Raw genomic sequence first — 26,186 nt, 5'->3', positions numbered from 1 at the left:
CTTCTATGCAAAAAATGCAATTCAGCTATGACCGTTTGCATCTTTTTCATAGCCATCTTCGTTGTTAGCTTAGTCCTCACAGACCTGATGGTTATGACGAAGCGAGAAGATCATGAAGACATTACCCTGCTGGTTTATGCGCGGTGGCACATCAAGAGGACCGTTTTTCCTGGCGAAAGATCTGCCGGAGGAGATTGCCGAACGCGATCGTTTAATTCTGTCAGTGATGGGCTCTCCTGATGAAAGACAAATTGATGGTCTTGGCGGTGCCACGACGCTGACGAGTAAAGTCGGCATTATCTCGCTGGCCCCCGATGCAGAGGCTGATATCAACTTTTTGTTTGCCCAGGTCGCCATCAATGAACGGCGTGTGGATACCACGCCCAATTGCGGAAACATGTTGGCCGCGGCAGGCCCGGCGGCGCTGGAGGCAGGTTTGATTGCCGCGCAGGGCGATCAAACGGTGCTGCGTATCCGTACACTCAATACCAACATGATCGCTGAAGTGACGCTACAAACCCCCGGTGGACATCCTTGTTACGAAGGGGATGTCAGTATTGACGGCGTTCCGGGAACCTCCGCCCCGGTGTTGCAGAATTTTCTTGATACAGAAGGTTCGGTCTGCGGCGCTTTACTCCCCACGGGTCAACTGTGTGATGTCATTGATGGCATCCGGGTGACCTGCATCGATAACGGCATGCCGGTCATTATTGTTGCTGCCAGCGATATGGGAATAACAGGCTATGAGACGAAAGATCAGCTTAATGCGGATAACGCGCTGGCGGCGCGTATTGAAAACCTGCGCTTAAAAGCCGGCAAGCTGATGGGTATCACTGATTTAGCCAATAAGTCGGTACCTAAAATCAGCATGGTCGCCAGAGCGCAATCTGGCGGCGCGCTCTGCACCCGAACCTTCATCCCTCGTACCTGCCATGCCGCTATTGGCGTCCTCGGCGCCGTCACCGTTGCCACCGCGGCAGTGATGCCGGGCTCCGTCGCTCACGCCGTGTCACAACTTTCCGGTGGCACCGAACAACGTCTGTCTATCGAGCATCCTTCTGGCGAATTAACGGTGTATCTGCGCCTGAATGAGGATGGCTCTGTGGCGCAGGCCGCATTGATGCGAACGGCGCGGTTGATCATGCGTGGCGACGTGCTGGTGCCTTGATTTGTTAGTTCTCACAAAAGGAAGAAATATGAATACGCAACCTAAAACCGCGTTGGTTGTCAGCGCGCACTCCGCTGATTTTGTCTGGCGTGCCGGTGGTGCTATTGCGCTATATGCCGCTCGTGGTTGGGACATGCACATTGTTTGCCTGTCGTTTGGTGAACGTGGTGAATCCGCCAAACTCTGGCGTCAGCCTGGCATGGAGATGAGCATCGTAAAACAGGAAAGGGAGAAGGAAGCGCGTAAGGCTGCTGGGATCCTGGGGGCCAGAACGATTCATTTTATGGATGTCGGTGACTATCCCATGCGAGTCAGTGATGACGTTCTGTTTGCCCTGGCTGATGTGTATCGTGAACTCAAACCTGAGTTTGTGCTGACGCATTCGTTGAAAGATCCCTACAACTTCGATCACCCAATGGCGACACATATTGCTCAGGAAGCCCGCATCGTCGCCCAGGCGCACGGCCACCATCCTGAAAAGCCCGTGATTGGCGCACCGCCCGTCTTTCTGTTTGAACCTCATCAGCCCGAGCAATGCGAATGGAAGCCAGAAGTGCTGTTGGATATCAGCGACGTCTGGCAAACCAAGCGTGAAGCGATGGAGTCTATGGCGGCGCAGGAACATCTCTGGGAGTACTACACCCGAGTCGCGTTGCAGCGCGGCGTGCAGGCGTCGAGAAATTCAGATTTGAAAATCAAATACGCCGAAGGTTACCAGCGCATTTTCCCGCAGGTTACCGCCCAGTTTTCTTGATGAAAAACAATGACCAAGGAGGTCACATGAAAAGTTGTAAATCACCCGATCCCAGTCCGATAAAGCCGAGGGAGATATTACCGCCCGGTGCGTGTGATGCGCATTGCCATGTTTTTGGTCCTGGCAGCATCTTTCCCTACGGGCCAAACCGGAAATACACCCCGGAAGATGCCCCGTTTGAAACGCTGATGGCATTGCATGACTGGCTGGGCATCAGCCGGGCCGTGATTGTCCAGGCCAGCTGCCACGGCACTGATAACAGTGCGATGCTGGATGCTATCGCCCGAAGCAAAGGTCGTTATCTCGGCGTTGCCATGGTCAATGGCGATGAAAGTGATGCCGAACTGGAACGGCTTCATACTGGTGGGGTGCGAGGGGTTCGTTTTAATTTCGTTCAACATCTTGGCGGCGCACCCGATCTCCCTCGTTTTTTCTCGGTTCTGCACCGTGTTAAGGACCTGGGCTGGCACGTCGTGCTTCATTTAGACGCGCAGGATATCGTTACTTATTCCGATGTGATTAGCAAAATTGATCTTCCGTTCATTATCGATCACATGGGTCGGGCGAAAACTGCGTCAGGTCTTGAGCAAAAGCCCTTCCAGCAGTTACTGCATCTCATGCGAGACAATCCGTTTGCATGGGTTAAAGTCAGCGGCTCGGAGCGTATTTCTGCCGGTGTGCGCCCGTTCAATGATGCCATTCCTTTTGCCCGCGCATTGATTGAAACCGCCCCGGATCGGGTGTTGTGGGGAACCGACTGGCCACATCCCAATATCAGTAACGACATGCCTAACGACGGTGAACTGGTCAATCTGATGCTGGATTTCTGTGAGGATGAGCACATGCGCCGCAAACTGCTCGTCGAAAACCCCGTCCGTATCTATGGATTTGCGCCTGTTGAAGCATAAGCTCGACTACAGGCGTGTGATTTTTTATACGGATTTGAATGTTCAGAGGTTACTGAAGCCACATTGAAATGTGGAGGTGAATAAGATGACCAGCAAACCATTTTATAAAGAACTTTATTTTCAGGTAATAGTAGGGATTGTGATTGGTGTCTCTCTTGGCTATTTCTTTCCGGATCTGGCAGTAAAAATGAAGCCATTAGGCGATGGCTTTATTAAGTTGATCGCCATGATCATTGGCCCGATCATTTTTTGTACCGTCGTCACCGGCATTGCCGGGATGCGCGATATGAAAGAACTGGGTCGGGTGGGCGGCAAGGCATTGATCTATTTTGCGGTCATGTCGATTGTCGCCTTAATTATCGGTCTGATTGGCGGTCATATTATCCAGCCTGGCGCCGGATTTAATGTTGAGCTTTCCACTCTGGATACCTCAGCGATAAGCAAATATACCGAGAGCGCCAAAGATGTGAACGTGGTGACTTTCGTGATGGGTATTATTCCATCAACCTTTGTAAGCGCCTTCTCTTCGGGGAATGTGCTGGCCATTCTGATGGTGTCTATTCTGTTTGGCTATTCTTTGTCAGCCATCGGTGAGAAAGGGCGTCCGGTATTTCAGTTTGTTGAAAGTGCGTCCCGCGTCTTTTTCCATAACGTGCATCTGATCTCCAAACTGTCGTCAATCGGGGCATTTGGCGCCATTGCGTATACCATCGGCGCCTATGGGCTTGAGTCGTTGATCCCACTGATCAAAATGGTCTTAGGCTTCTATCTGCTGCTGATTGTTTTTGTGGTCGTCGTTTATGGCGCTGTCGCCAGCGTCTGTCGTTTCAGCCTGTTCGCTTATCTCCGGTTTATCAAAGAGGAACTGTTGATCATTCTGGGTACGGGCTCTTCATCGGTCGTCTTGCCTCACCTGATGGAAAAAGTGGAACGAATGGGGTGTCCAAAACCGGTGGTGGCGCTTGTCATACCGTCAGGGTATTCGTTCAATCTTAATGGCACCAACCTGTATATGACGATGGCTATCCTGTTTATCGCGCAGGCGACGAATACGGAACTTTCCTTCTCCAGCCAGATGATCTTGATCCTTGTTGCGATGTTGACCTCGAAAGGCGCAGCAGGCGTGACGGGGGCGGCATTTGTCATGCTGACCAGTACCCTGATTGTTCTGCCCGTCGTGCCTGTCGCCGGGATGGTTCTTATTCTGGGTATCCACCGTTTTGTCGGAACCGGGCTGGCGATTGTCAATCTGATCGGCAACGGCATTGCAGCCATCGCGGTGTCTGCATGGGACGGTGTTCTTGATAAAGAACAAATGCGCCAGGCGCTTAAGGCGCAGTCAAAAACTTCAGCGGTGGAATATCGCTCTGAGACCCTCAAATAAAAGGAGGAAAGAGTATGAGCAATGGATTCAGAGTATTTACGCAACGTTGTCTTCCGGACCCGGAGCTGATTACGGCATTTAAAGCTATCCCGGCCGCGAATATTGCCGACTGCATGGGAAGACTCAGTGCGATGAACAGCACTATCCGTCGACTGTCTTTGCCCTGTAAAGACAATATGGTTGGGGTGGCACTGACAGTGAAAGCCCGTGCCGGTGATAACTTAATGGTCCATAAAGCATTAAATATCCTGACACCGGGTGATGTGCTGGTGGTCTCCAATGATGGCGGTAATAGCCAGGCGCTGATGGGTGAAATCATGATTACGTATGCCCAAACGCGTAAGGCCAGTGGGATCGTTCTGGATGGCCCAGTGCGTGATTTATACAGTATTCAGGCAATGGAATTTCCGGTTTACGCGACGGGAAGTACGCCTGCGGGTCCCTTTAAGGACGGACCGGGGGAGATTAATGTGCCGATATCCTGCGGCGGTATGTCAGTCATGCCGGGGGATATTATTGTCGGCGATGGTGATGGCGTTATTGTTATTGCCCGACAAGATGCGCAAGCACTTCTGGCAGAAGCTGAAAAATATCAGCTTTTTGACAGTAAAAAATTGCTGGCAACCCGGGCGGGCAACGCTGACCGCAGCTGGGTGGACAGGGATCTCGCCAGTAAACAATGTGAAATTATTGAAGATATCTGGCGTTAGCGGTTATTGCTGTAAAGGAAACGTCTCCTTATTGAATGACGATAAGAATAAATACGCCTGGTCGTTTAAAAACGTGAGTCAATAGAATTATTGACGTTATCTGGCAACGGTTTCATTTCGGCTGCGTATTTCCCCTGCAACCAATTCAGAAATTGGGATTTTTTAAAATAAATATCACAGGGTAATATTATGAAAAGGAATATTGTTTTAAGCCTCTTTTTATTCACGACAGCATTTTCTGCAACGGCGGTCATGATTGATTTCAGACATGAGTATCTCGACGATAATAAAGTTCACCGTGACCGGATTCAGGTCTCACATCGATTTGCGAATGGTGTGGGATTCTTTGTCGAAGGGAAATTTAAATCGGGCGGCGATTCAACGGATAAACCGTTTTCCGATGTTGTCGACAACGGTAGTGAATACTCGCTCAACTACATGTACAAACTGACACCGGCAATTGATTTACAGCCAGGGGTGGAGTTCGAAACCACGTCGTCTAAAACAATCTATAAACCGTACTTACGTGGCTGGTATAAATTTGATTCGGGGTTATATCTTTCCGCACGGTATCGTTATGAGTATGCGCGGGATACCACCGCAGGCAAAGATGACGAGCATATTAACCGAGGCGATATCTGGCTGGGATATCGGTGGAACACGCTCACCTTCGAAGCCAACTACGTCTATAAGCAAAGCGACGTCATCAAGTACGATAATAAGAAAGAGGATTATGAATATAATGGCCGAATTGCATGGAAAGCTTCTGCGCAGTGGACGCCCTATGTCGAGGTGGGAAATGTTGCGGTATCCCCGATACGAGACGATCGTGAAAGTCGATATCGTTTAGGGCTGCAATATACATTCTGATAGGTGTGACACGACGAAAAAGCACTCGCCTGGGAATCAGGCCGATCGGTTAAGGTTCTGTTGAACGATCCAGTGGTTGTACAAAGATCCGGAAATGCTCACCCGTTTCCGGATTTTTTAATGCACGTTGACCATGCACTTAAATTCGCCTCCCGCAACGAATCCAGTTGCAGGGCAACTCATGGTGCAGACCGGAAATAACACACTGATACTGATAGATAAAGGTGACTACTGACAACCGTCCCTGGTGTTGCAGACATTCCGGAGATGGTCAGCCCGGAGGCCTTCGAAAAGGCCTCTCAGTGCTAACCGAAGTTGCTTACCAGAATAGGGCACTCCGGCGCGTCATCACCGACTCAAAAATGGTATTTGATACCCACATTGGCCGAGGTGTCGCTGTAGCTCTTTGTGCCAATTTGTTGTGCGAGGTTGGTCCAGATGGTGAGTGAGTCGGTTACCTGTCCCTCAAGGCCCAGTTTCACTTCACCCACATTACGGCTTCCAGCCTGCTCAACCCTGACGTTGTCCAGCGTGACATCGACATTCTGAGTATTGTGCAGCCAGTTGACTTCACCGTAAATGGTGAACGGTTCCTTGGTTTGCGTATTCAACCTGTCGTACGACAGGTTCAGACCAAGACGCGTTTGAGTACTGGTACTTCCATCGACCCGCGTACCGTTCACTTCCTGATGGCGATCGGCCTTAATTCCATTCCAGATTATCTGTGCCTGCGGGGTGATGAAAAGTGAGCCACTTTCGCTTTGATGCAGCGGTTGACGATAGCCACTTTCCAGTGACCCGCTCAGGCCGCTGATGTCATAATGTTCACTCTCCAGTCCTTCACCATTCACCGATGCGCGGAACCTGCTGTATTGCAGCCAACTGTCGACATACAGTCCATTGCCGGACTCTGCATTCTGATACCAGGTCGCGTAAGTGCCAACACTGTAGCCATGGAGGCTATTTTTCGCGTCATAGTGTGTTTTGGCGGATTGCGTATTCCCGCTGCTGTAGCCATAGCCCGCCATGATGCCCACGCCAAGCCGGTCCTGTTCGCTGAATCGTCTGTTCCACACTTCACCTCCACCCTGAATGACGTAGCTGTTGCCGCGCATCTGCAACTGACCGCTGCCATCTTGTGACTTAGTACGAAATGCCTGTTGCCGCAGCCACATACTGGAATCTTGTGCCCGGCCTTCACGATCTTTCAGACTATGGCTGAAAAGACGATTTGCCGCAGTCATGTTAGCAAGATAGGCCCCTGCTTCCGGGCGATAAATTTGTGGTTTTTGCTCAGGTGTCGGCCGTTGTGGCGTAGCCGGCGTGTTAATGTCTGGTTGATCAGGTGACGGTATTTCTTCCTCCGGGACTTCCGGTTCCACTGGTATTTCTGGCTCCGCGGGGACTTCTGGCTCTGGTACCAACGCCGAGCGCAGATACCAGTCGCCAGCATCCTGATGCAGGAAATATTCATATGCTCCGGCCAGGGCGCGGTTTCCAAGAGTAAACAGACCATTGGACTGTCCGCCAACACTTATCACTTCTATACCGTTTACCGTTGTGGTGCCTGACCCATGGACGTTATTGACATACAGTCGGGTTGTCCCTGCAGTATCACCCGTAACCACCAGTTTGTCCGTTGCAGAGCTGTCATCACCCAGCGCGGTATTCATGATTAGCGTGCCACCGCCGAGATAATTGCTGACGGTAACGGTTTTGAAGACGTTGTTCTCCCCCGGCGCAGCAAATGCCACTGTACCTGCATTACTGAGGGTAGCCGTGTCGGAATCACCCGTAACATTCCAGTGACTGGTATTGTCCAGCGCCATACTGTGTCCACGAACAATGCGCCCGGTCATGGTTGATGATGCATTCAGCGCGATATTAAGCGCCTGCGTATTCGCGGATTGCGACACCGCATCGCCGAAAATATGCGAATGATCGCTGGCAGTGACGTTCACCACTCCGGACTGGTGTGCGCCGTTGTCTTCGACACTGACCGCGATACCGGTCTCACCGCCGCTACGCCCGGTCAGCGTCGAGCGGGTCAAGTCAAGATTAAAATTGGCATTGATGGTTTGCAGCGCGTAGCCATCCCGGGTTTCAATATGACTGTCAACCATCGGTAAAGCACCACTGGAGGCTATTGACAGATAACCGGCCTTTAGCCCATGACTATTATTACCTGTCATGTTTATGCTGCTATTGTTGAACCTGATATCCGGGCTTCCTCCGAGAAACATACCCGTCGAGTTATTCCCGGAAACCTGAGCTGTCAGGTTATCAATATGGGCGATCCCATCAGGTTCCAGGGACCCTACGGTGAGGGCCGTCGAGTTATCGCCGCTGAGAGTGAGTCGAATGTCGTTCAGATACATTTCGGACTGACCATTTTCCACACCGATGCTGTCTCTGCCACTCATGGTAATGTCGATGTCTGAAGCGGTCATGATCGCTGTCTGGGGATCACTGCTCCCCCTCTCTTTCGCGATGAGACCGGTCGACCGGTATCCATGGGTCGTGATATTGACGTTATTTAGGGTCACCTCGGTATTGTCAATGGCGAATATCCCCACGTTTGCGTAACCGAACGTCTCAATAGAAGAATTTGATATTGAGGACGCAACGTTAGCGGTATCATCGATATAGAGCCCGTCTGAACCCTGACCACGCGTAACAATTGTAAGATTATCCATCGCTGCGGAGACGTTCCCGTGTGTGACAGTAATAGCATTTGACTGATAACCTCTCGTTTCAATCGAGAGGTTATTTAAGATGGCTCTGGTTTCAAGCTCAGATGGGTTAAGCGTATTCGTGACGGTAATGGCTGCTGGATTCGGTGGCGATGATGAGCCTGCATCATCCCCATTATCCAGAACGGTAATCCGGCTGTTCTCAATATTCAGTGTGGCACCGGCCTCCACCGTAATTCCTGTATCCTGTAAGCCGTAACTATCTCCGCGAATAGTGATATCAGAACCATTGGTAATATTAAGGTATGATCCTGTGCCCGTCACATTCACCCCGCGTCCTGTCGAGACCGTGGTGTTGCTGATAATCGCAGATGCGCCATTGCTGATGTCGCCGAGGCGGGCATAACCAGACAGTGTTGAATTGGCAATGTTCAATACTGATCCGGCATCCTGAACCAGGAAAAGCCGATCGTGATAGGAACCGACTTGTGGGGGAGACGTCAGGCTGGCTCTGGCGTTCGTCAGCCATATTTGCCCACCGCGATACGCTCTCAAAAGAGTATATGTAGCACCATAAATAGTCCGGTCGGCATAAACATCCACGTTGTCACCGCTAATTTTCCCCCCCGTATTGTAGGCGTCCAGAACGATGGGGGCGCCGGTATTAGTATATTGTCCTCCTGGAGTTAAGGTTATTAGTTGGTTAACTCCTGCCATAACGGTACCATTGTTGACCGCAACTGCCTTCCACGGCGCTATTGCCAGCATGATCGTTATAGTCAGAAATTTTATTCTTAGACCATTCTTTTCATCAAATTTGTACATGAGCAACATCCTTTTGCATTTTAATTAACAATTGACCAGGATAATTACCAAATTATTTTAATTCTTATCACTGATGAATATAGTATCGGGAATGTTTTATTCAGCGCAAATATACTAATCCGAAAATTGGTCCTGAATGAAAATACGAGTATGAAATAATACAATCTGAATATATGACAAATCACCTGTATTTCATTTCGTCAAAAATAGTAAAATGTGGTTTTATTAAAATCCAGGATATGCTTTTTGTTCTATAAATTCAGGCGTATCAGGCATTTTGTGTAATTCCAGTGAAATACCATCAAAATGGAATGACACATGACACTTTTTTACCATGCCCCATAAAAAAGGCCGCTTTCGCGGCCTTTTTCAGATTTTCAATCTGTTACTTCGCTTTGTTTTCCAGGTTTTCAACCTGAGGCAAACCTGTTGTCGAAGAGGCGGAAAGCAGGCCGGACTGTGCATAACCAAACAGCTTCTCGCGGGTATCGGTGATATCCAGGTTACGCATGGTCAGTTGCCCAATACGATCGTCTGGTGAGAACACGGAGTCGCCTTTTTCCATGGTCAGACGCTCTGGCTTGTAGGTCAGGTTGTCGGACACGGTATTCAGGATCGAGTAGTCATTGCCGCGACGCAGTTCCAGCGTCACTTCACCAGTAATCTGGCTGGCGACCCAACGCTGCAGACCATCACGCAGCATCAGCGCCTGAGAGTCGAACCAACGACCCTGATACAGCAGGCGGCCCAGTTGACGACCATGGGCGTGATACTGCTCGATGGTATCTTCGTTGTGAATGCCGGTCAGCAGACGCTCGTAGGCGATATGCAGCAGCGCCATACCCGGGGCTTCGTAAATGCCACGGCTTTTGGCTTCAATAATACGGTTTTCAATCTGGTCACTCATTCCCAGACCATGACGTCCGCCGATACGGTTCGCTTCCAGCATCATGTCCACATCGTCACTGAAAGTTTTACCGTTCAGCGCGACCGGGTGGCCCTGTTCGAAACGCACGGTGACTTCTTCCGCCGCGATCTTCACGTTCTCATCCCAGAACTTCACGCCCATGATCGGGTTGACTATCTTAACGCTGGAGTTCAGGAACTCGAGGTCTTTGGCTTCGTGCGTCGCGCCGAGCATGTTGGAGTCCGTGGAGTAGGCTTTTTCGACGGACATTTTGTAGTCGAATCCGCAGGCTATCATAAACTCGGACATCTCATGGCGACCGCCCAGTTCATCGATGAAGTCGGTATCCAGCCATGGTTTGTAAATCTGCAATTCGGCGTTGGTCAGCAGGCCATAGCGATAGAAACGCTCGATATCGTTTCCTTTATAGGTGCTGCCGTCGCCCCAGATATTGACGCCGTCTTCTTTCATTGCCGCAACCAGCATGGTGCCGGTGACTGCACGACCCAGCGGCGTCGTATTGAAATAGGTGAGCCCGCCGGTGGTGTTATGGAATGCACCGCACTGAATCGCGGCGATACCTTCAGCAACCAGTTGTTTACGGCAGTCGATCAGGCGAGCGTTCTCTGCACCGTATTCCATTGCACGACGAGGGATCTCATCATAGTCCTCCTCGTCTGGCTGACCCAGGTTCGCAGTATATGCATATGGTACAGCCCCTTTTTGTCGCATCCACAGCAGTGCCGCGCTGGTGTCCAGGCCGCCGGAAAAAGCGATACCAATACGTTGACCTACCGGGAGATGCTTGAGAATCGTCGTCATAAAATAAAACCCTGCTTGATAGACTGATGGTGAGATCGGCTTTCTGCTCTCAGTGCATGTTTATGCAAAATAAATGAGTTTTCATTTAATCATCTTTTTACGGAGACAGGAAGAGTTTCGTGTTTTTTTCCACAAATAACGCTGACGACGCCATCTCAGGTTATGTCGTTAACAAGGTTGACACAATGGGGGGTTAATCAATATAATGCGCGCAGATTTTACGTCCCGTCCTCGGTACCAAATCCCAACAGTATTTGCATCTTTTACCCAAAACGAGTAAAATTTGCCACGTTTCAGGCGCGGGGTGGAGCAGCCTGGTAGCTCGTCGGGCTCATAACCCGAAGGTCGTCGGTTCAAATCCGGCCCCCGCAACCACTTTCCCTTAGAGTTCTTTTTCAAATATACTAGTGAAGACTATGGCCTTCGTAGCTGGATTTGAAAAAAATTCTTTCGGAAGGTTCTCCAGACCGCAGTTGCGGTTATAGGGTTCAGTTATCTAAAGCCCCGATTTATCGGGGTTTTTTGTTATCTGACTACAGAATAACTGGGCTTTAGGCCCTTTTTTTATGTCTTGGGGGTGGGCTTGTCCACATTAGAGCAAAAATTAACAGAGATGATTACAGCACCAGTTGAAGCCTTAGGTTATGAACTGGTCGGCATCGAATTTATTCGCGGTCGCACATCCACACTGCGCATCTATATTGATAGTGAAGATGGCATCAATGTTGATGATTGTGCTGATGTGAGCCATCAGGTGAGCGCAGTACTGGACGTCGAAGATCCTATTACTGTGGCTTACAACCTGGAAGTCTCCTCACCGGGTCTCGACCGCCCAATGTTCACTGCTGAACACTATGTGCGTTTCCTGGGTGAAGAAGTTTCGCTGGTACTCCGCATGGCGGTACAGAACCGTCGTAAATGGCAGGGCGTTATCAAAGCGGTAGACGGTGAAATGATCACTGTCACAGTCGAAGGAAAAGATGAAGTGTTCGCGCTGAGTAATATCCAGAAGGCGAACCTGGTTCCCCACTTTTAACAGTCTGGATGAGGTGAAAAGCCCGCGATGAACAAAGAAATTTTGGCTGTTGTTGAAGCCGTATCCAATGAAAAGGCGCTGCCACGCGAGAAAATTTTTGAAGCGCTGGAAAGTGCGCTGGCTACAGCGACAAAGAAAAAATATGAACAAGAGATTGACGTTCGCGTAGAAATCGATCGTAAAAGCGGTGATTTTGATACTTTCCGCCGCTGGGTGATCGTTGAAGAAGTGACCCAGCCGACGAAAGAAATCACGCTGGAAGCTGCGCGTTATGAAGATGAAAGCCTGAACCTGGGCGATTACGTTGAAGATCAGATTGAATCTGTGACCTTTGACCGTATCACGACCCAGACGGCAAAACAGGTTATCGTGCAGAAGGTTCGTGAAGCTGAACGCGCGATGGTTGTCGATCAGTTCCGTGAACACGAAGGTGAAATCATCACCGGCGTGGTGAAGAAAGTGAACCGCGACAATATCTCTTTGGATCTGGGCAGCAATGCTGAAGCCGTGATCCTGCGTGAAGATATGCTGCCGCGTGAGAACTTCCGTCCTGGCGACCGTATCCGTGGCGTTCTCTACTCCGTTCGCCCGGAAGCACGCGGCGCGCAACTGTTCGTCACCCGCTCCAAGCCGGAAATGCTGATCGAACTGTTCCGCATTGAAGTGCCGGAAATTGGCGAAGAAGTGATTGAAATTAAAGCCGCTGCTCGCGATCCGGGTTCTCGCGCGAAAATTGCGGTGAAAACCAACGACAAACGAATCGACCCGGTCGGTGCGTGTGTCGGTATGCGCGGCGCGCGCGTTCAGGCGGTCTCGACCGAACTGGGCGGTGAGCGCATCGATATCGTTCTGTGGGATGATAACCCGGCGCAGTTCGTGATTAACGCTATGGCGCCTGCTGACGTTGCGTCTATCGTGGTGGATGAAGATAAACACACCATGGATATCGCCGTTGAAGCCGGTAACCTGGCGCAAGCAATTGGACGTAATGGTCAGAACGTCCGCCTGGCTTCGCAATTAAGCGGCTGGGAACTCAACGTGATGACCGTTGATGACCTCCAGGCTAAACATCAGGCTGAAGCACATGCCGCGATCGATACCTTCACCAAATATCTCGATATTGATGAAGAGTTCGCCACAGTTCTGGTTGAAGAAGGGTTCGCAACCCTGGAAGAATTGGCTTACGTGCCAATGAAAGAACTGCTGGAAATCGACGGCCTTGATGAGCCGACCGTTGAAGCACTGCGCGAGCGTGCTAAAAACGCACTGACCACTCTGGCACTGGCCCAGGAAGAAAGCCTCGGTGATAACAAGCCGGCTGACGATCTGCTGAATCTGGAAGGATTAGATCGCGATATGGCCTTCAAACTGGCTGCCCGTGGTGTTTGTACGCTGGAAGATCTCGCCGAACAGGGCATTGATGATCTGGCTGATATCGAAGGGTTGACCGACGAAAAAGCCGGTGAGCTGATTATGGCTGCCCGTAATATTTGCTGGTTCGGCGACGAAGCGTAATAAACTGTAGCAGGAAGGAACAGCATGACAGATGTAACCGTAAAAGCGCTGGCCGCAGAGATACAGACCTCCGTGGATCGCCTGGTACAGCAATTTGCTGATGCCGGTATCCCGAAGTCTGCTGATGACTCTGTGTCCGCACAAGAAAAACAGACTTTACTGGCGCACCTGAACCGTGAAAATGGTTCTGGCCCGGATAAGCTTACGCTGCAGCGTAAAACGCGTAGCACCCTGAACATTCCAGGTACCGGTGGAAAAAGCAAATCGGTACAAATCGAAGTCCGCAAGAAGCGCACCTTTGTGAAACGTGATCCGCAAGAGGCCGAACGCCTTGCTGCGGAAGAGCAAGCGCAGCGTGAAGCGGAAGAGCAAGCCCGTCGTGAGGCAGAAGAAATGGCCAAACGCGAGGCGCAACAAAAAGCTGACCGTGAGGCCGCAGAACAAGCTAAGCGTGACGCCGCTGATAAAGCGAAACGTGAAGCTGCGGAAAAAGACAAAGTGAGCAATCAACAGACTGACGATATGACCAAAACCGCCCAGGCCGAGAAAGCCCGCCGTGAGAATGAAGCTGCAGAGCTGAAGCGTAAAGCGGAAGAAGAAGCACGTCGCAAGCTTGAAGAAGAAGCGCGCCGCGTTGCGGAAGAAGCTCGCCGTATGGCGGAAGAGAACGCAGGCGTGTGGGCCGAGCAGGAAAAAGTGGAAGAAGATAAGAGCGATTATCACGTCACCACTTCTCAGCATGCTCGCCAGGCCGAAGACGAAAACGATCGTGAAGTGGAAGGCGGTCGTGGCCGTGGCCGCAGCACGAAAGCGGCGCGTCCGGCGAAGAAAGGCAACAAACACGCTGAATCCAAAGCTGACCGTGAAGAAGCGCGTGCCGCGGTTCGCGGTGGTAAAGGCGGCAAACAGCGTAAAGGTTCCGCACTGCAACAGGGCTTCCAGAAGCCAGCGCAGGCGGTTAACCGTGACGTTGTGATTGGCGAAACCATCACCGTTGGCGATCTGGCGAACAAGATGGCGGTTAAAGGCTCTCAGGTCATCAAAGCGATGATGAAGCTGGGCGCAATGGCGACCATCAACCAGGTGATCGACCAGGAAACCGCACAGCTGGTTGCCGAAGAGATGGGCCACAAAGTTATCCTGCGTCGTGAGAACGAGCTGGAAGAAGCGGTAATGAGCGACCGTGATACGGGTGCTGCGGCTGAACCGCGTGCGCCAGTTGTGACCATCATGGGTCACGTTGACCACGGTAAAACCTCTCTGCTGGACTACATTCGTTCAACGAAAGTGGCCTCTGGCGAAGCGGGTGGCATTACCCAGCACATCGGTGCTTACCACGTTGAAACCGACAACGGTATGATCACCTTCCTTGACACCCCGGGTCACGCCGCGTTCACCTCCATGCGTGCTCGTGGTGCGCAGGCCACGGATATCGTGGTTCTGGTTGTGGCTGCAGACGACGGCGTGATGCCGCAGACCATCGAAGCTATCCAGCACGCGAAAGCGGCGGGTGTGCCGGTTGTGGTTGCGGTGAACAAAATCGATAAGCCGGAAGCCGATCCGGATCGCGTTAAAAACGAACTGTCCCAGTACGGCATCCTGCCGGAAGAGTGGGGCGGTGAAAGCCAGTTCGTACACGTGTCTGCAAAAGCAGGTACTGGTATCGACGAACTGCTGGATGCGATCCTGCTGCAAGCCGAAGTTCTGGAACTGAAAGCGGTCCGTAAAGGGATGGCAAGCGGTGCGGTTATCGAATCCTTCCTGGATAAAGGTCGTGGTCCGGTTGCTACCGTACTGGTGCGTGAAGGTACGCTGCACAAAGGCGACATCGTACTGTGTGGCTTCGAATACGGTCGCGTTCGTGCGATGCGTAACGAACTGGGTCAGGAAGTGCTGGAAGCGGGTCCGTCCATTCCGGTGGAAATCCTGGGTCTGTCCGGTGTTCCGGCTGCCGGTGACGAAGTGACTGTCGTACGTGACGAGAAGAAAGCGCGTGAAGTTGCGCTGTATCGTCAGGGCAAATTCCGTGAAGTGAAACTGGCTCGTCAGCAGAAATCTAAGCTCGAGAACATGTTCGCCAACATGACCGAAGGCGAAGTTCACGAAGTGAACATCGTGCTGAAGGCCGACGTTCAGGGTTCTGTGGAAGCGATCTCCGACTCCTTACTGAAACTGTCTACTGACGAAGTGAAAGTGAAGATCATCGGTTCTGGTGTCGGTGGTATCACCGAAACCGACGCGACCCTGGCCGCGGCGTCCAACGCGATTCTGGTTGGCTTCAACGTTCGTGCGGATGCCTCTGCACGTAAAGTGATTGAATCTGAAAGCCTGGATCTGCGCTACTACTCCGTCATCTATAACCTGATCGACGAAGTGAAAGCGGCGATGAGCGGTATGCTGTCTCCGGAACTGAAACAGCAGATCATCGGTCTGGCTGAAGTTCGTGATGTGTTCAAATCGCCGAAATTTGGTGCCATCGCGGGCTGTATGGTTACCGAAGGGACGATCAAGCGTCACAACCCAATCCGCGTACTGCGTGACAACGTGGTTATCTACGAAGGCGAGCTGGAATCTCTGCGCCGCTTCAAAGATGACGTTAACGAAGTCCGTAACGGTATGGAATGTGGTATCGGCGTGAAGAACTACAACGACGTTCGCGTTGGCGATATGATCGAAGTGTTCGAGATCATCGAGATTCAGCGTACCATCGCATAATCTTCGTTATGCCCGGTGGCACACCGTTTACCGGGCCTACGTCCGGGTTGTAGGCCTGATAAGCGTAGCGCCATCAGGCTTCAAAGCGCCACCCGGCAATAATTTTAAAAGGGGCTCAAGGCCCCTTTTTTGTCTGGAGAATTTATTATGGCGAAAGAATTCGGTCGCCCACAGCGCGTGGGACAGGAGATGCAAAAAGAGATCGCAATCATCCTGCAGCGCGAAATTAAAGACCCGCGTCTGGGCATGATGACCACCGTTTCGGGTGTCGAAATGTCCCGCGATCTGGCATATGCCAAAGTGTATGTCACCTTCCTCAATGACAAAGATGAAGACGCGATCAAAGCGGGCATCAAAGCATTACAGGAAGCATCCGGCTTCATCCGTAGCCTGTTGGGTAAAGCGATGCGTCTGCGTATCGTGCCGGAACTGACCTTCTTCTACGATAACTCGCTGGTGGAAGGGATGCGCATGTCCAACCTGGTGACCAACGTGGTTAAACATGACGAAGAACGTCGTGTAAACCCGGACGACAGCAAGGAGGACTGATGAGTCGTCCTCGTCGTCGTGGTCGCGACATTCACGGTGTCCTGCTGCTGGATAAGCCGCAGGGCATGTCCAGTAATGACGTACTGCAAAAAGTGAAACGCCTCTATAACGCCAACCGCGCCGGGCATACCGGGGCGCTGGATCCGTTAGCGACCGGCATGCTGCCGATTTGCCTCGGGGAAGCGACCAAGTTTTCGCAGTATCTGCTGGATTCCGACAAGCGTTATCGGGTGATTGCCCGTCTGGGACAGCGTACAGACACCTCCGATGCCGATGGGCAAATCGTGCAGGAACGTCCGGTCACCTTCACCCCTGAACAGTTAGCTGCCGCGCTGGACACGTTCCGCGGCGATATCGAACAGGTGCCGTCGATGTACTCGGCGCTGAAGTATCAGGGTAAAAAGCTGTACGAATACGCGCGCCAGGGCATTGAAGTGCCGCGCGAAGCCCGACCGATTACCGTTTACGAGTTGCTGTTTATCCGTCATGAAGGGGATGAACTGGAGCTGGAAGTACACTGCTCAAAAGGCACCTATATTCGCACCATTATTGACGATCTGGGTGAAAAGCTGGGATGCGGCGCGCACGTGATCTTCCTGCGTCGTCTGACGGTCAGCAAATATCCGGTGGATCGTATGGTCACGCTGGAACGTCTGCGTGAAATGGTCGAACAGGCGGAACAGCAGGGGATACCGGCAGCAGAGTTGCTTGATCCGCTGCTGATGCCAATGGATAGTCCGGCTTCGGACTATCCCATCGTTAATTTGCCGTTAACCTCTTCAGTTTACTTCAAAAATGGTAACCCGGTACGTACGAACGGCGCACCGCTGGAAGGGCTGGTTCGTGTTACGGAAGGGGATGACGGTAAGTTTATCGGCATGGGTGAGATCGACGACGAAGGTCGCGTGGCTCCTCGCCGGTTAGTGGTGGAGTATCCGGCGTAGCACGGGTTCGTCTTGCGATAAGAAGGCGCTACGAGTAGAATACTGCCGCTTAACGTTGTGTGAATTTTTTAACAGTTCACGCGGCGTACACTGGGAACGCTGAATTAGAGATCGGCGTCCTTTCATACTTAATACTTTGGAGTTTTAAAATGTCTCTAAGTACTGAAGCTACAGCTAAAATCGTTTCTGAGTTCGGTCGTGATGCAAACGACACCGGTTCTACCGATGTTCAGGTTGCTCTGTTGACTGCACAGATTAACCACCTGCAGGGCCACTTTGCAGAGCACAAAAAAGATCACCACAGCCGTCGTGGTCTGCTGCGCATGGTTTCTCAGCGTCGTAAACTGCTCGACTACCTGAAACGTAAAGATGTTGCACGCTACACCGCGCTGATTGAGCGTCTGGGTCTGCGTCGCTAACTCTTGCGAGTTTCGTAAAAGGGGGCCTTCATGGCCCCTTTTTTCAAGCAGATGGCAGCAATTCACTGGAAACTATTGTATTGTTGCTATGAATGATCTTCCGTTGCAGAGGTTCGCGCGGCTAATGAGAGGCTTTACCCAATATCGTATGGGTTAGGGTTGTCATTAGTCGCGAGGATGCGCAGAAGATCGGGTATTAACGGCGATACAGTTTGTGTCGCCAAAAATTTGAAAGGATATTATTTTGCTTAATCCGATCGTTCGTAAATTCCAGTACGGTCAGCATACCGTCACGCTGGAAACCGGCATGATGGCCCGTCAGGCTACTGCCGCTGTTATGGTTAGCATGGACGACACTGCGGTATTCGTTACCGTTGTCGGCCAGAAAAAAGCGAAGCCGGGTCAGGACTTCTTCCCGCTGACCGTAAACTATCAGGAGCGTACCTACGCTGCTGGTCGTATCCCAGGTAGCTTCTTCCGTCGTGAAGGCCGCCCAAGCGAAGGCGAAACCCTGATCGCGCGTCTGATTGACCGCCCGGTTCGCCCGCTGTTCCCGGAAGGTTTCGTGAACGAAGTTCAGGTCATCGCGACCGTTGTTTCCGTTAACCCGCAGGTTAACCCGGATATCGTGGCAATGATTGGTGCCTCTGCTGCGCTGTCTCTGTCTGGTATTCCGTTCAACGGCCCAATCGGTGCGGCACGTGTTGGTTATATCAATGACCAGTACGTACTGAACCCGACTCAGGACGAGCTGAAAGAGAGCAAGCTGGATCTGGTGGTTGCCGGTACTGAAGCGGCCGTACTGATGGTTGAATCCGAAGCGGAACTGCTGAGCGAAGATCAGATGCTGGGCGCAGTCGTGTTCGGCCACGATCAGCAGCAGGTGGTTATCCAGGCGATCAACGATCTGGTGAAAGAAGCTGGTAAACCGCGTTGGGACTGGCAGCCGGAAGTCGTAGACGCTGCGCTGAACGCGCGCGTTGCGGCACTGGCTGAATCTCGCCTGAGCGATGCTTACCGTATCACCGACAAACAAGAGCGTTATGCTCAGGTTGACGTGATCAAATCTGAAACCATCGCGACTCTGGTTGCTGAAGATGAAACCCTGGACGCTAACGAACTGGGTGAAATTCTGCACGCAATCGAGAAAAACGTTGTGCGTAGCCGTGTACTGGCCGGTGAGCCGCGTATCGATGGTCGTGAAAAAGACATGATCCGTGGTCTGGACGTGCGTACTGGCGTGCTGCCGCGTACTCACGGTTCTGCGCTGTTCACCCGTGGTGAAACTCAGGCGCTGGTTACCGCAACGCTGGGGACCGCACGTGACGCACAGGTTCTTGACGAACTGATGGGCGAGCGTACTGACAACTTCCTGTTCCACTACAACTTCCCTCCGTACTCCGTAGGTGAAACCGGCATGGTCGGTTCTCCGAAGCGTCGTGAAATTGGTCATGGTCGTCTGGCGAAGCGCGGCGTGCTGGCTGTTATGCCGGAAGCAGACAAATTCCCGTACACCGTTCGCGTGGTGTCTGAAATCACCGAATCTAACGGTTCTTCTTCCATGGCTTCCGTCTGTGGCGCTTCTCTGGCCCTGATGGACGCAGGTGTGCCGATCAAAGCTGCCGTTGCGGGTATCGCAATGGGTCTGGTGAAAGAAGGCGACAACTTTGTCGTACTGTCTGACATCCTGGGTGACGAAGATCACCTCGGCGATATGGACTTCAAAGTGGCAGGTTCCCGCGACGGTATCTCTGCACTGCAGATGGATATCAAAATTGAAGGCATCACCAAAGAGATCATGCAGGTTGCACTGAACCAGGCTAAAGGTGCGCGTCTGCACATCCTGGGCGTGATGGAACAGGCGATCAACGCGCCGCGCGGCGACATTTCTCAGTTTGCTCCGCGTATCCACACCATCAAGATCAACCCGGACAAGATCAAAGACGTGATCGGTAAGGGCGGTTCTGTGATCCGTGCGCTGACCGAAGAAACTGGCACCACCATCGAAATCGAAGATGACGGTACTGTGAAGATCGCGGCGACTGACGGTGAGAAAGCGAAACATGCTATCCGTCGTATCGAAGAGATCACCGCAGAAATCGAAGTCGGTCGTATCTACAATGGTAAAGTGACCCGTATCGTTGACTTTGGCGCATTTGTTGCCATCGGCGGCGGTAAAGAAGGTCTGGTTCACATCTCGCAGATCGCGGATAAGCGTGTAGAGAAAGTGACCGATTACCTGCAGATGGGCCAGGAAGTACCGGTTAAAGTTCTGGAAGTTGATCGCCAGGGCCGTGTACGTTTGAGCATTAAAGAAGCAACTGAACAATCTCAGCCAGCGGCTGCACCGGAAGCTCCGGCTAGCCAGCAGGGCGAGTAAGGTTGCCATTTGCCCTCCGCGGTTGCGGAGGGCTTTTAACCTGGCAGGACGCCTTGTTAGCAACCGGGGAACAGGACGTTCAATTAATCGTTGTCTTCGGGAGTGGGAAATGACGCCTTTTTTGCGCTGGTGTTTCGTGGCAACCGCACTCACGCTGGCTGGATGCAGTAATTCCGCCTGGCGTAAGAGTGAAGTCCTCGCAGTACCATTGCAACCGACTTTGCAGCAGGAAGTGATTCTGGCACGCATGGAACAAATTCTTGCCAGTCGGGCTTTAACCGATGACGAACGCGCACAGCTTTTATATGAGCGCGGAGTGTTGTATGATAGTCTCGGTCTGAGGGCATTAGCGCGAAATGATTTTTCACAAGCGTTGGCAATCCGACCCGATATGCCTGAAGTATTCAATTACTTAGGTATATATTTAACGCAGGCAGGCAATTTTGATGCTGCCTATGAAGCGTTTGATTCTGTACTTGAGCTTGATCCAACTTACAACTACGCGCACTTAAATCGCGGAATCGCATTGTATTACGGCGGTCGCGACAAGTTAGCGCAAGATGATCTGCTGGCGTTTTATCAAGACGATCCCAATGATCCTTTCCGCAGCCTGTGGCTTTATCTCGCTGAGCAGAAGCTCGATGAGAAGCAGGCGAAAGTCGCGCTGAAACAGCGCTTCGAGAAATCGGATAAAGAACAATGGGGATGGAACATTGTCGAGTTCTACCTGGGCAACATGAGCGAAGCATCGCTGATGGAAAAGCTCAAGGCGGACGCAACGGATAACACCTCGCTCGCTGAGCATCTCAGTGAAACCAACTTCTATTTAGGTAAGTACTACCTAAGTCTGGGGGATTTGGACAACGCTACGGCATTGTTCAAACTGGCGGTGGCTAACAACGTTCATAACTTTGTTGAGCACCGATACGCATTGTTGGAATTATCGCTCCTGGGCCAGGACCAAGATGACCTGGCAGAATCGGACCAGCAATAGCTGACGTACACATCAGCCCGTAATCTTTTTTGATTGCCATCACCTTCACGGGTGAGGGCGTTGTTGTTCGTTAATACACCTACTTTGAGCCGGTTCACACTTTTCAATGAAAATTGCAGATCAATTTCATGATGAGTTATGTAGACTGGCCGCCATTAATTTTGAGGCACACGTACTACATGGCTGAATTCGAAACCACTTTTGCAGATCTGGGCCTGAAGGCTCCTATCCTTGAAGCCCTTAACGATCTGGGTTACGAAAAACCATCACCGATCCAGTCTGAGTGTATCCCGCACTTGCTGAACGGTCGTGACGTACTGGGCATGGCCCAGACCGGCAGCGGTAAAACTGCAGCGTTCTCCTTACCGCTGTTACAAAATCTTGATCCTGAGCTGAAAGCACCTCAAATCCTGGTGCTGGCACCGACCCGCGAACTGGCGGTTCAGGTAGCTGAAGCCATGACGGATTTCTCTAAACATATGCGCGGCGTGAACGTGGTTGCCCTGTACGGCGGCCAGCGTTATGACGTGCAGTTACGCGCCCTGCGTCAAGGGCCGCAGATCGTCGTCGGTACGCCGGGTCGTCTGCTGGATCACCTGAAACGCGGCACCCTGGATCTCTCTAAACTGAGCGGTCTGGTTCTGGATGAAGCCGACGAAATGCTGCGCATGGGCTTCATCGAAGACGTTGAAACCATTATGGCGCAGATCCCGGAAGGTCATCAGACCGCTCTGTTCTCTGCCACGATGCCGGAAGCGATTCGTCGCATTACCCGCCGCTTTATGAAAGAGCCGCAGGAAGTGCGCATTCAGTCCAGCATCACTACTCGCCCGGACATCAGCCAGAGCTACTGGACTGTCTGGGGCATGCGTAAGAACGAAGCGCTGGTGCGTTTCCTGGAAGCAGAAGATTTTGATGCGGCGATTATCTTCGTTCGTACCAAAAACGCGACGCTGGAAGTGGCTGAAGCGCTGGAGCGTAGCGGCTATAACAGTGCAGCGCTGAACGGCGACATGAACCAGGCGCTGCGTGAGCAGACGCTGGAACGTCTGAAAGACGGTCGTCTGGATATCCTGATTGCGACCGACGTTGCGGCCCGTGGCCTGGACGTAGAGCGTATCAGCCTGGTGGTAAACTACGATATCCCGATGGATTCCGAGTCTTACGTTCACCGTATTGGCCGTACCGGTCGTGCGGGGCGTGCAGGCCGTGCGCTGCTGTTCGTTGAGAACCGCGAGCGTCGTCTGCTGCGTAACATCGAACGCACCATGAAGCTGACCATTCCGGAAGTTGAACTGCCGAACGCAGAACTGCTGGGCAAACGTCGTCTGGAAAAATTTGCGGCTAAAGTACAGCAACAGCTGGAAAGTAGCGATCTGGATCAGTACCGTGCGCTGCTGGCTAAACTGCAGCCGACAGCGGAAGACGAAGAGCTGGATATCGAAACCCTGGCTGCCGCTCTGCTGAAAATGGCACAGGGCGAACGTACTCTGATCGTTCCGCCAGATGCGCCGATGCGTCCGAAGCGTGAGTTCCGTGACCGTGACGATCGTGGTCCGCGTGAGCGTAACGATCGTGGCCCGCGCGGCGACCGTCCAGAACGCAGCGGTGAAGACCGTCCGCGTCGTGAACGTCGTGACGTTGGCGATATGCAACTGTACCGCATTGAAGTGGGTCGTGATGACGGCGTGGAAGTTCGTCATATCGTTGGCGCGATTGCCAACGAAGGCGACATCAGCAGCCGTTACATTGGTAACATCAAGCTGTTCGCTTCGCACTCCACCATCGAACTGCCGAAAGGTATGCCGGGTGAAGTACTGCAGCACTTTACGCGTACCCGCATCCTCAACAAACCGATGAACATGCAGTTGGTGGGCGATGCACAGCCGCACACTGAACGTCGTGGCGGTGGTCGTAGCTTCGGCGGCGAACGTCGTGAAGGCGGTCGCGGTTTCGGCGGTGAGCGTCGTGAAGGCGGTCGTGGTGATGGTCGTCGTTTCAGCGGCGAACGTCGTGAAGGTAGCCGTGCGCCACGTCGTGAAGACGGTCCCAGCCGTCGTCGTGACGCGTAAACCTCTCGTTTACTGACGTAAAGTAATAGGTACAGCCCCGATAAAACCATCGGGGCTTTTTTTATTTCATTTGTACTATTGTACTGGTACAGTGCAACACATTAAAATGCGGTCACAACATTATTCGCTGGAGAAATCGCTAAATGGCAACACTAACCACCACCCAGACATCACCTTCGCTGCTCGGTGGCGTGGTGATTATCGGCGGCACTATTATCGGCGCAGGGATGTTTTCTTTACCGGTGGTTATGGCAGGTAGCTGGTTTTTCTGGTCAATGGCAGCGCTGGTCTTTACCTGGTTCTGCATGCTGCATTCCGGTCTGATGATCCTTGAAGCAAACCTCAACTACCGGATTGGTTCAAGCTTCGATACCATCACCAAAGATCTGCTGGGCAAAGGCTGGAACGTGGTCAACGGTATCTCTATTGCCTTCGTACTCTATATCCTGACCTATGCCTATATTTCGGCGAGCGGTTCGATTCTGCACCATACGTTTAGCGAGATGTCACTGAACGTGCCCGCCCGTGCGGCAGGTTTTGGCTTTGCGCTGTTGGTGGCGTTTGTGGTGTGGTTGAGCACCAAAGCGGTAAGTCGCATGACGGCGATCGTGCTGGGTGCGAAGGTCATTACTTTCTTCCTGACTTTCGGCAGTCTGCTAGGGCACGTCACGCCGACCACGCTGTTTAACGTCGCGGAAAGTAACGCCTCTTATACGCCGTATCTGCTGATGACACTGCCGTTCTGTCTGGCATCGTTTGGCTATCACGGTAACGTCCCGAGCCTGATGAAATATTACGGTAAAGACCCCCGCACGATTGTGAAGTGCCTGGTTTACGGGACGCTGCTGGCGCTGGTGCTGTACACCGTCTGGTTGCTGGGGACGATGGGGAACATTCCGCGTCCAGAGTTTATCGGCATCGCGCGAGAGGGCGGCAATATTGATGTGCTGGTGCAGGCGCTGAGCGGCGTGCTGAACAGTCGAAGTCTGGATCTGCTGCTGGTGGTGTTCTCTAACTTTGCGGTAGCGAGTTCGTTCCTCGGCGTCACGCTGGGACTGTTTGACTATCTGGCCGATCTGTTTGGTTTTGACGATTCGGCGCTGGGACGCTTCAAAACGGCGCTGCTCACCTTTGTTCCGCCGATCGTCGGGGGGCTGCTGTGGCCGAATGGATTCCTGTACGCCATTGGCTATGCAGGACTGGCGGCGACCATCTGGGCCGCGATTGTGCCCGCGTTGTTGGCACGCAAATCACGTCAGCGCTTCGGTAGCCCAAAATTCCGCGTATGGGGCGGTAAGCCGATGATTGTCCTGATTCTGGTTTTCGGTGTGGGTAACGCGCTGGTACACATCCTGTCGAGCTTTAATCTGTTGCCGGTTTATCAGTAAAACATGTTGCCGGATGGCGGCTGCGCCTTATCCGGCCTACGTGGATTTGTAGGCCCGGTAAGCATAGCGCCACCGGGCAAAAAACTATCCCAACAGTTCCTCTTTCACATCCATTGCCAGCTCAAACGAATGCAAACGTGCCTGATGGTCAAAGATCTGTCCGTTAACCATGATCTCGTCCGCCTGAGTTTCACGCAAAATAGACGCCAGCCCGTGGGCTACTTTCGCTTTATCACCCACCAGCGACATACTCAGCGCCTGCTGCACACCGTACTGCTCTGACGGCGACCAGAACTGATCCATATTTTGAATCGGCGCCGGGAGTTGGCCCGTTTCGCCACGCCGCAACTTCACGAAGGCTTGCTGCATCGAGGTGAACAGATACTCCGCATCACGGTTACTGTCGGCGGCAATGATATTGATGCACACCATCGCATACGGTTTTTCCAGCCGCGCTGACGGCTTGAACTGAGTGCGGTACAGATGCAGCGCCTGGAACAGCATATCCGGCGCGAAGTGGGAGGCAAAAGCGAATGGCAGGCCAAGCTGTGCGGCTAACTGCGCGCTATAGAGGCTGGAACCTAACAGCCAGACCGGGATCTTCTCGCCGTAGCCAGGAACCGGGCGCACCTGCGGATTGGGATCGCGCGCATCAAACCAGTCCACCAGTTCAGCGACGTCACGAGGGAAATTATCGATATCACCGCCCATATGACGGCGCAGCGCCCGCATCGTCGGCTGGTCGCTACCCGGCGCGCGTCCTAAGCCGAGATCAATACGTCCCGGATAGAGCGTATTCAGCGTACCGAACTGCTCGGCGATCACCAGCGGTGAATGGTTAGGGAGCATGACGCCGCCGGAACCGAGATGCAAAGTCTGGGTGTTCGCGGCCAGATAGCCAATCAGCACTGAGGTTGCTGCGCTGGCGATACCGGTCATGTTGTGATGCTCCGCCAGCCAGTAGCGATGATAACCCCGTTTTTCTGCGAGGCGTGCGAGATCCAGCGAGTGTGAGAACGCTTCTTTTGCTGAGGAACCGTCGGGGATCGGTGCCAGATCCAGCACCGAGAAAGGAATGGTTTTGTCAGTCATAATGGCTCACTTTGTCATCGGCATATTTTTTAATAGTGCAT

20 protein-coding genes and 1 tRNA gene are annotated in these 26,186 nt (G+C 52.4%); 18 read left to right on the top strand and 3 right to left on the bottom strand.

Annotated features, from left to right (window positions below):
* The first annotated feature begins 112 nt into the window (after positions 1-112).
* From F384_RS17455 to F384_RS17430, 6 genes are all read left to right on the top strand, one after another.
* Positions 113-1,168, top strand: a complete 1,056-nt coding sequence (locus F384_RS17455; RefSeq protein ID WP_046488006.1) for a 4-oxalomesaconate tautomerase — start codon at positions 113-115, stop codon at positions 1,166-1,168.
* A 28-nt stretch (positions 1,169-1,196) separates the two neighbouring features.
* A complete protein-coding gene (locus F384_RS17450; protein WP_046488003.1) occupies positions 1,197-1,922 on the top strand; it encodes a PIG-L deacetylase family protein in 726 nt (241 codons plus the stop codon).
* A gap of 26 nt (positions 1,923-1,948) precedes the next feature.
* Entirely contained in the window at positions 1,949-2,830 is an 882-nt protein-coding gene (locus F384_RS17445; RefSeq protein ID WP_046488000.1) for an amidohydrolase family protein, read from the top strand.
* 85 nt (positions 2,831-2,915) lie between these two features.
* Positions 2,916-4,214, top strand: a complete 1,299-nt coding sequence (gene dctA, locus F384_RS17440; protein ID WP_046487998.1) for a C4-dicarboxylate transporter DctA — start codon at positions 2,916-2,918, stop codon at positions 4,212-4,214.
* Between the two features lie 14 nt (positions 4,215-4,228).
* Complete coding sequence (locus tag F384_RS17435; protein ID WP_046487995.1) at positions 4,229-4,924, top strand: RraA family protein; 696 nt, start codon at positions 4,229-4,231, stop codon at positions 4,922-4,924.
* Between the two features lie 189 nt (positions 4,925-5,113).
* The gene (locus F384_RS17430) at positions 5,114-5,794 is read left to right on the top strand and encodes an oligogalacturonate-specific porin KdgM family protein (protein WP_046487993.1); all 681 of its coding nucleotides are present in this window, start codon (positions 5,114-5,116) and stop codon (positions 5,792-5,794) included.
* Between the two features lie 356 nt (positions 5,795-6,150).
* Here F384_RS17430 and F384_RS17425 read toward each other — a convergent pair whose 3' ends face one another.
* Both F384_RS17425 and argG read right to left on the bottom strand, forming a co-directional pair.
* Positions 6,151-9,204, bottom strand: coding sequence for an autotransporter outer membrane beta-barrel domain-containing protein (locus F384_RS17425; protein WP_162200248.1), 3,054 nt, complete (start codon positions 9,202-9,204; stop codon positions 6,151-6,153).
* 493 nt (positions 9,205-9,697) lie between these two features.
* The gene (argG, locus tag F384_RS17420; protein ID WP_046487988.1) at positions 9,698-11,041 is read right to left on the bottom strand and encodes an argininosuccinate synthase; all 1,344 of its coding nucleotides are present in this window, start codon (positions 11,039-11,041) and stop codon (positions 9,698-9,700) included.
* A 298-nt stretch (positions 11,042-11,339) separates the two neighbouring features.
* Between argG and F384_RS17415 the strand changes: the two genes are divergently transcribed.
* From F384_RS17415 to mtr, 12 genes are all read left to right on the top strand, one after another.
* Positions 11,340-11,416 (top strand) — tRNA-Met (locus tag F384_RS17415).
* A gap of 208 nt (positions 11,417-11,624) precedes the next feature.
* Positions 11,625-12,077, top strand: a complete 453-nt coding sequence (rimP, locus tag F384_RS17410) for a ribosome maturation factor RimP (protein ID WP_043001756.1) — start codon at positions 11,625-11,627, stop codon at positions 12,075-12,077.
* 27 nt (positions 12,078-12,104) lie between these two features.
* Positions 12,105-13,592, top strand: coding sequence for a transcription termination factor NusA (gene nusA / locus F384_RS17405; protein WP_046487985.1), 1,488 nt, complete (start codon positions 12,105-12,107; stop codon positions 13,590-13,592).
* A 24-nt stretch (positions 13,593-13,616) separates the two neighbouring features.
* Positions 13,617-16,307, top strand: coding sequence for a translation initiation factor IF-2 (infB, locus tag F384_RS17400; RefSeq protein WP_046487982.1), 2,691 nt, complete (start codon positions 13,617-13,619; stop codon positions 16,305-16,307).
* 147 nt (positions 16,308-16,454) lie between these two features.
* The gene (gene rbfA, locus F384_RS17395; RefSeq protein ID WP_042998283.1) at positions 16,455-16,856 is read left to right on the top strand and encodes a 30S ribosome-binding factor RbfA; all 402 of its coding nucleotides are present in this window, start codon (positions 16,455-16,457) and stop codon (positions 16,854-16,856) included.
* Complete coding sequence (gene truB / locus F384_RS17390; protein WP_046487981.1) at positions 16,856-17,800, top strand: tRNA pseudouridine(55) synthase TruB; 945 nt, start codon at positions 16,856-16,858, stop codon at positions 17,798-17,800. The genes rbfA and truB overlap by 1 nt, the downstream gene beginning before the upstream one ends.
* A 149-nt stretch (positions 17,801-17,949) precedes the next feature.
* Positions 17,950-18,219 carry a 30S ribosomal protein S15 gene (gene rpsO, locus F384_RS17385; protein ID WP_000059465.1) on the top strand — a complete coding sequence of 90 codons (270 nt, stop codon included), beginning with the start codon at positions 17,950-17,952 and terminating at the stop codon, positions 18,217-18,219.
* Positions 18,220-18,463: 244 nt separating this feature from the next.
* Complete coding sequence (gene pnp, locus F384_RS17380; RefSeq protein WP_046487692.1) at positions 18,464-20,599, top strand: polyribonucleotide nucleotidyltransferase; 2,136 nt, start codon at positions 18,464-18,466, stop codon at positions 20,597-20,599.
* Positions 20,600-20,708: 109 nt separating this feature from the next.
* Positions 20,709-21,593 (top strand): lipoprotein NlpI, encoded by an 885-nt coding sequence (gene nlpI / locus F384_RS17375; protein ID WP_046487689.1) that lies wholly within the window; start codon positions 20,709-20,711, stop codon positions 21,591-21,593.
* Between the two features lie 106 nt (positions 21,594-21,699).
* Positions 21,700-21,780: a protein YrbN gene (gene yrbN / locus F384_RS29985; RefSeq protein WP_010723222.1), complete on the top strand. Its 81-nt coding sequence runs from the start codon at positions 21,700-21,702 to the stop codon at positions 21,778-21,780.
* Positions 21,773-23,665, top strand: a complete 1,893-nt coding sequence (gene deaD, locus F384_RS17370; protein WP_046487686.1) for an ATP-dependent RNA helicase DeaD — start codon at positions 21,773-21,775, stop codon at positions 23,663-23,665. Before yrbN ends, deaD begins: the two co-directional genes overlap by 8 nt.
* 143 nt (positions 23,666-23,808) lie before the next feature.
* Positions 23,809-25,053: a tryptophan permease gene (gene mtr, locus F384_RS17365; protein ID WP_046487683.1), complete on the top strand. Its 1,245-nt coding sequence runs from the start codon at positions 23,809-23,811 to the stop codon at positions 25,051-25,053.
* Between the two features lie 84 nt (positions 25,054-25,137).
* Here the strand turns inward: mtr and F384_RS17360 are convergent, their stop codons facing one another.
* Positions 25,138-26,145, bottom strand: a complete 1,008-nt coding sequence (locus F384_RS17360) for a luciferase-like monooxygenase (RefSeq protein ID WP_046487679.1) — start codon at positions 26,143-26,145, stop codon at positions 25,138-25,140.
* Positions 26,146-26,186: the final 41 nt, after the last annotated feature.

Origin of the sequence: Citrobacter amalonaticus Y19 (assembly GCF_000981805.1) — a bacterium.
In the GTDB taxonomy this organism is placed as follows: domain Bacteria; phylum Pseudomonadota; class Gammaproteobacteria; order Enterobacterales; family Enterobacteriaceae; genus Citrobacter_A; species Citrobacter_A amalonaticus_C.
This window is presented reverse-complemented; position numbering and strand designations above follow the sequence as displayed.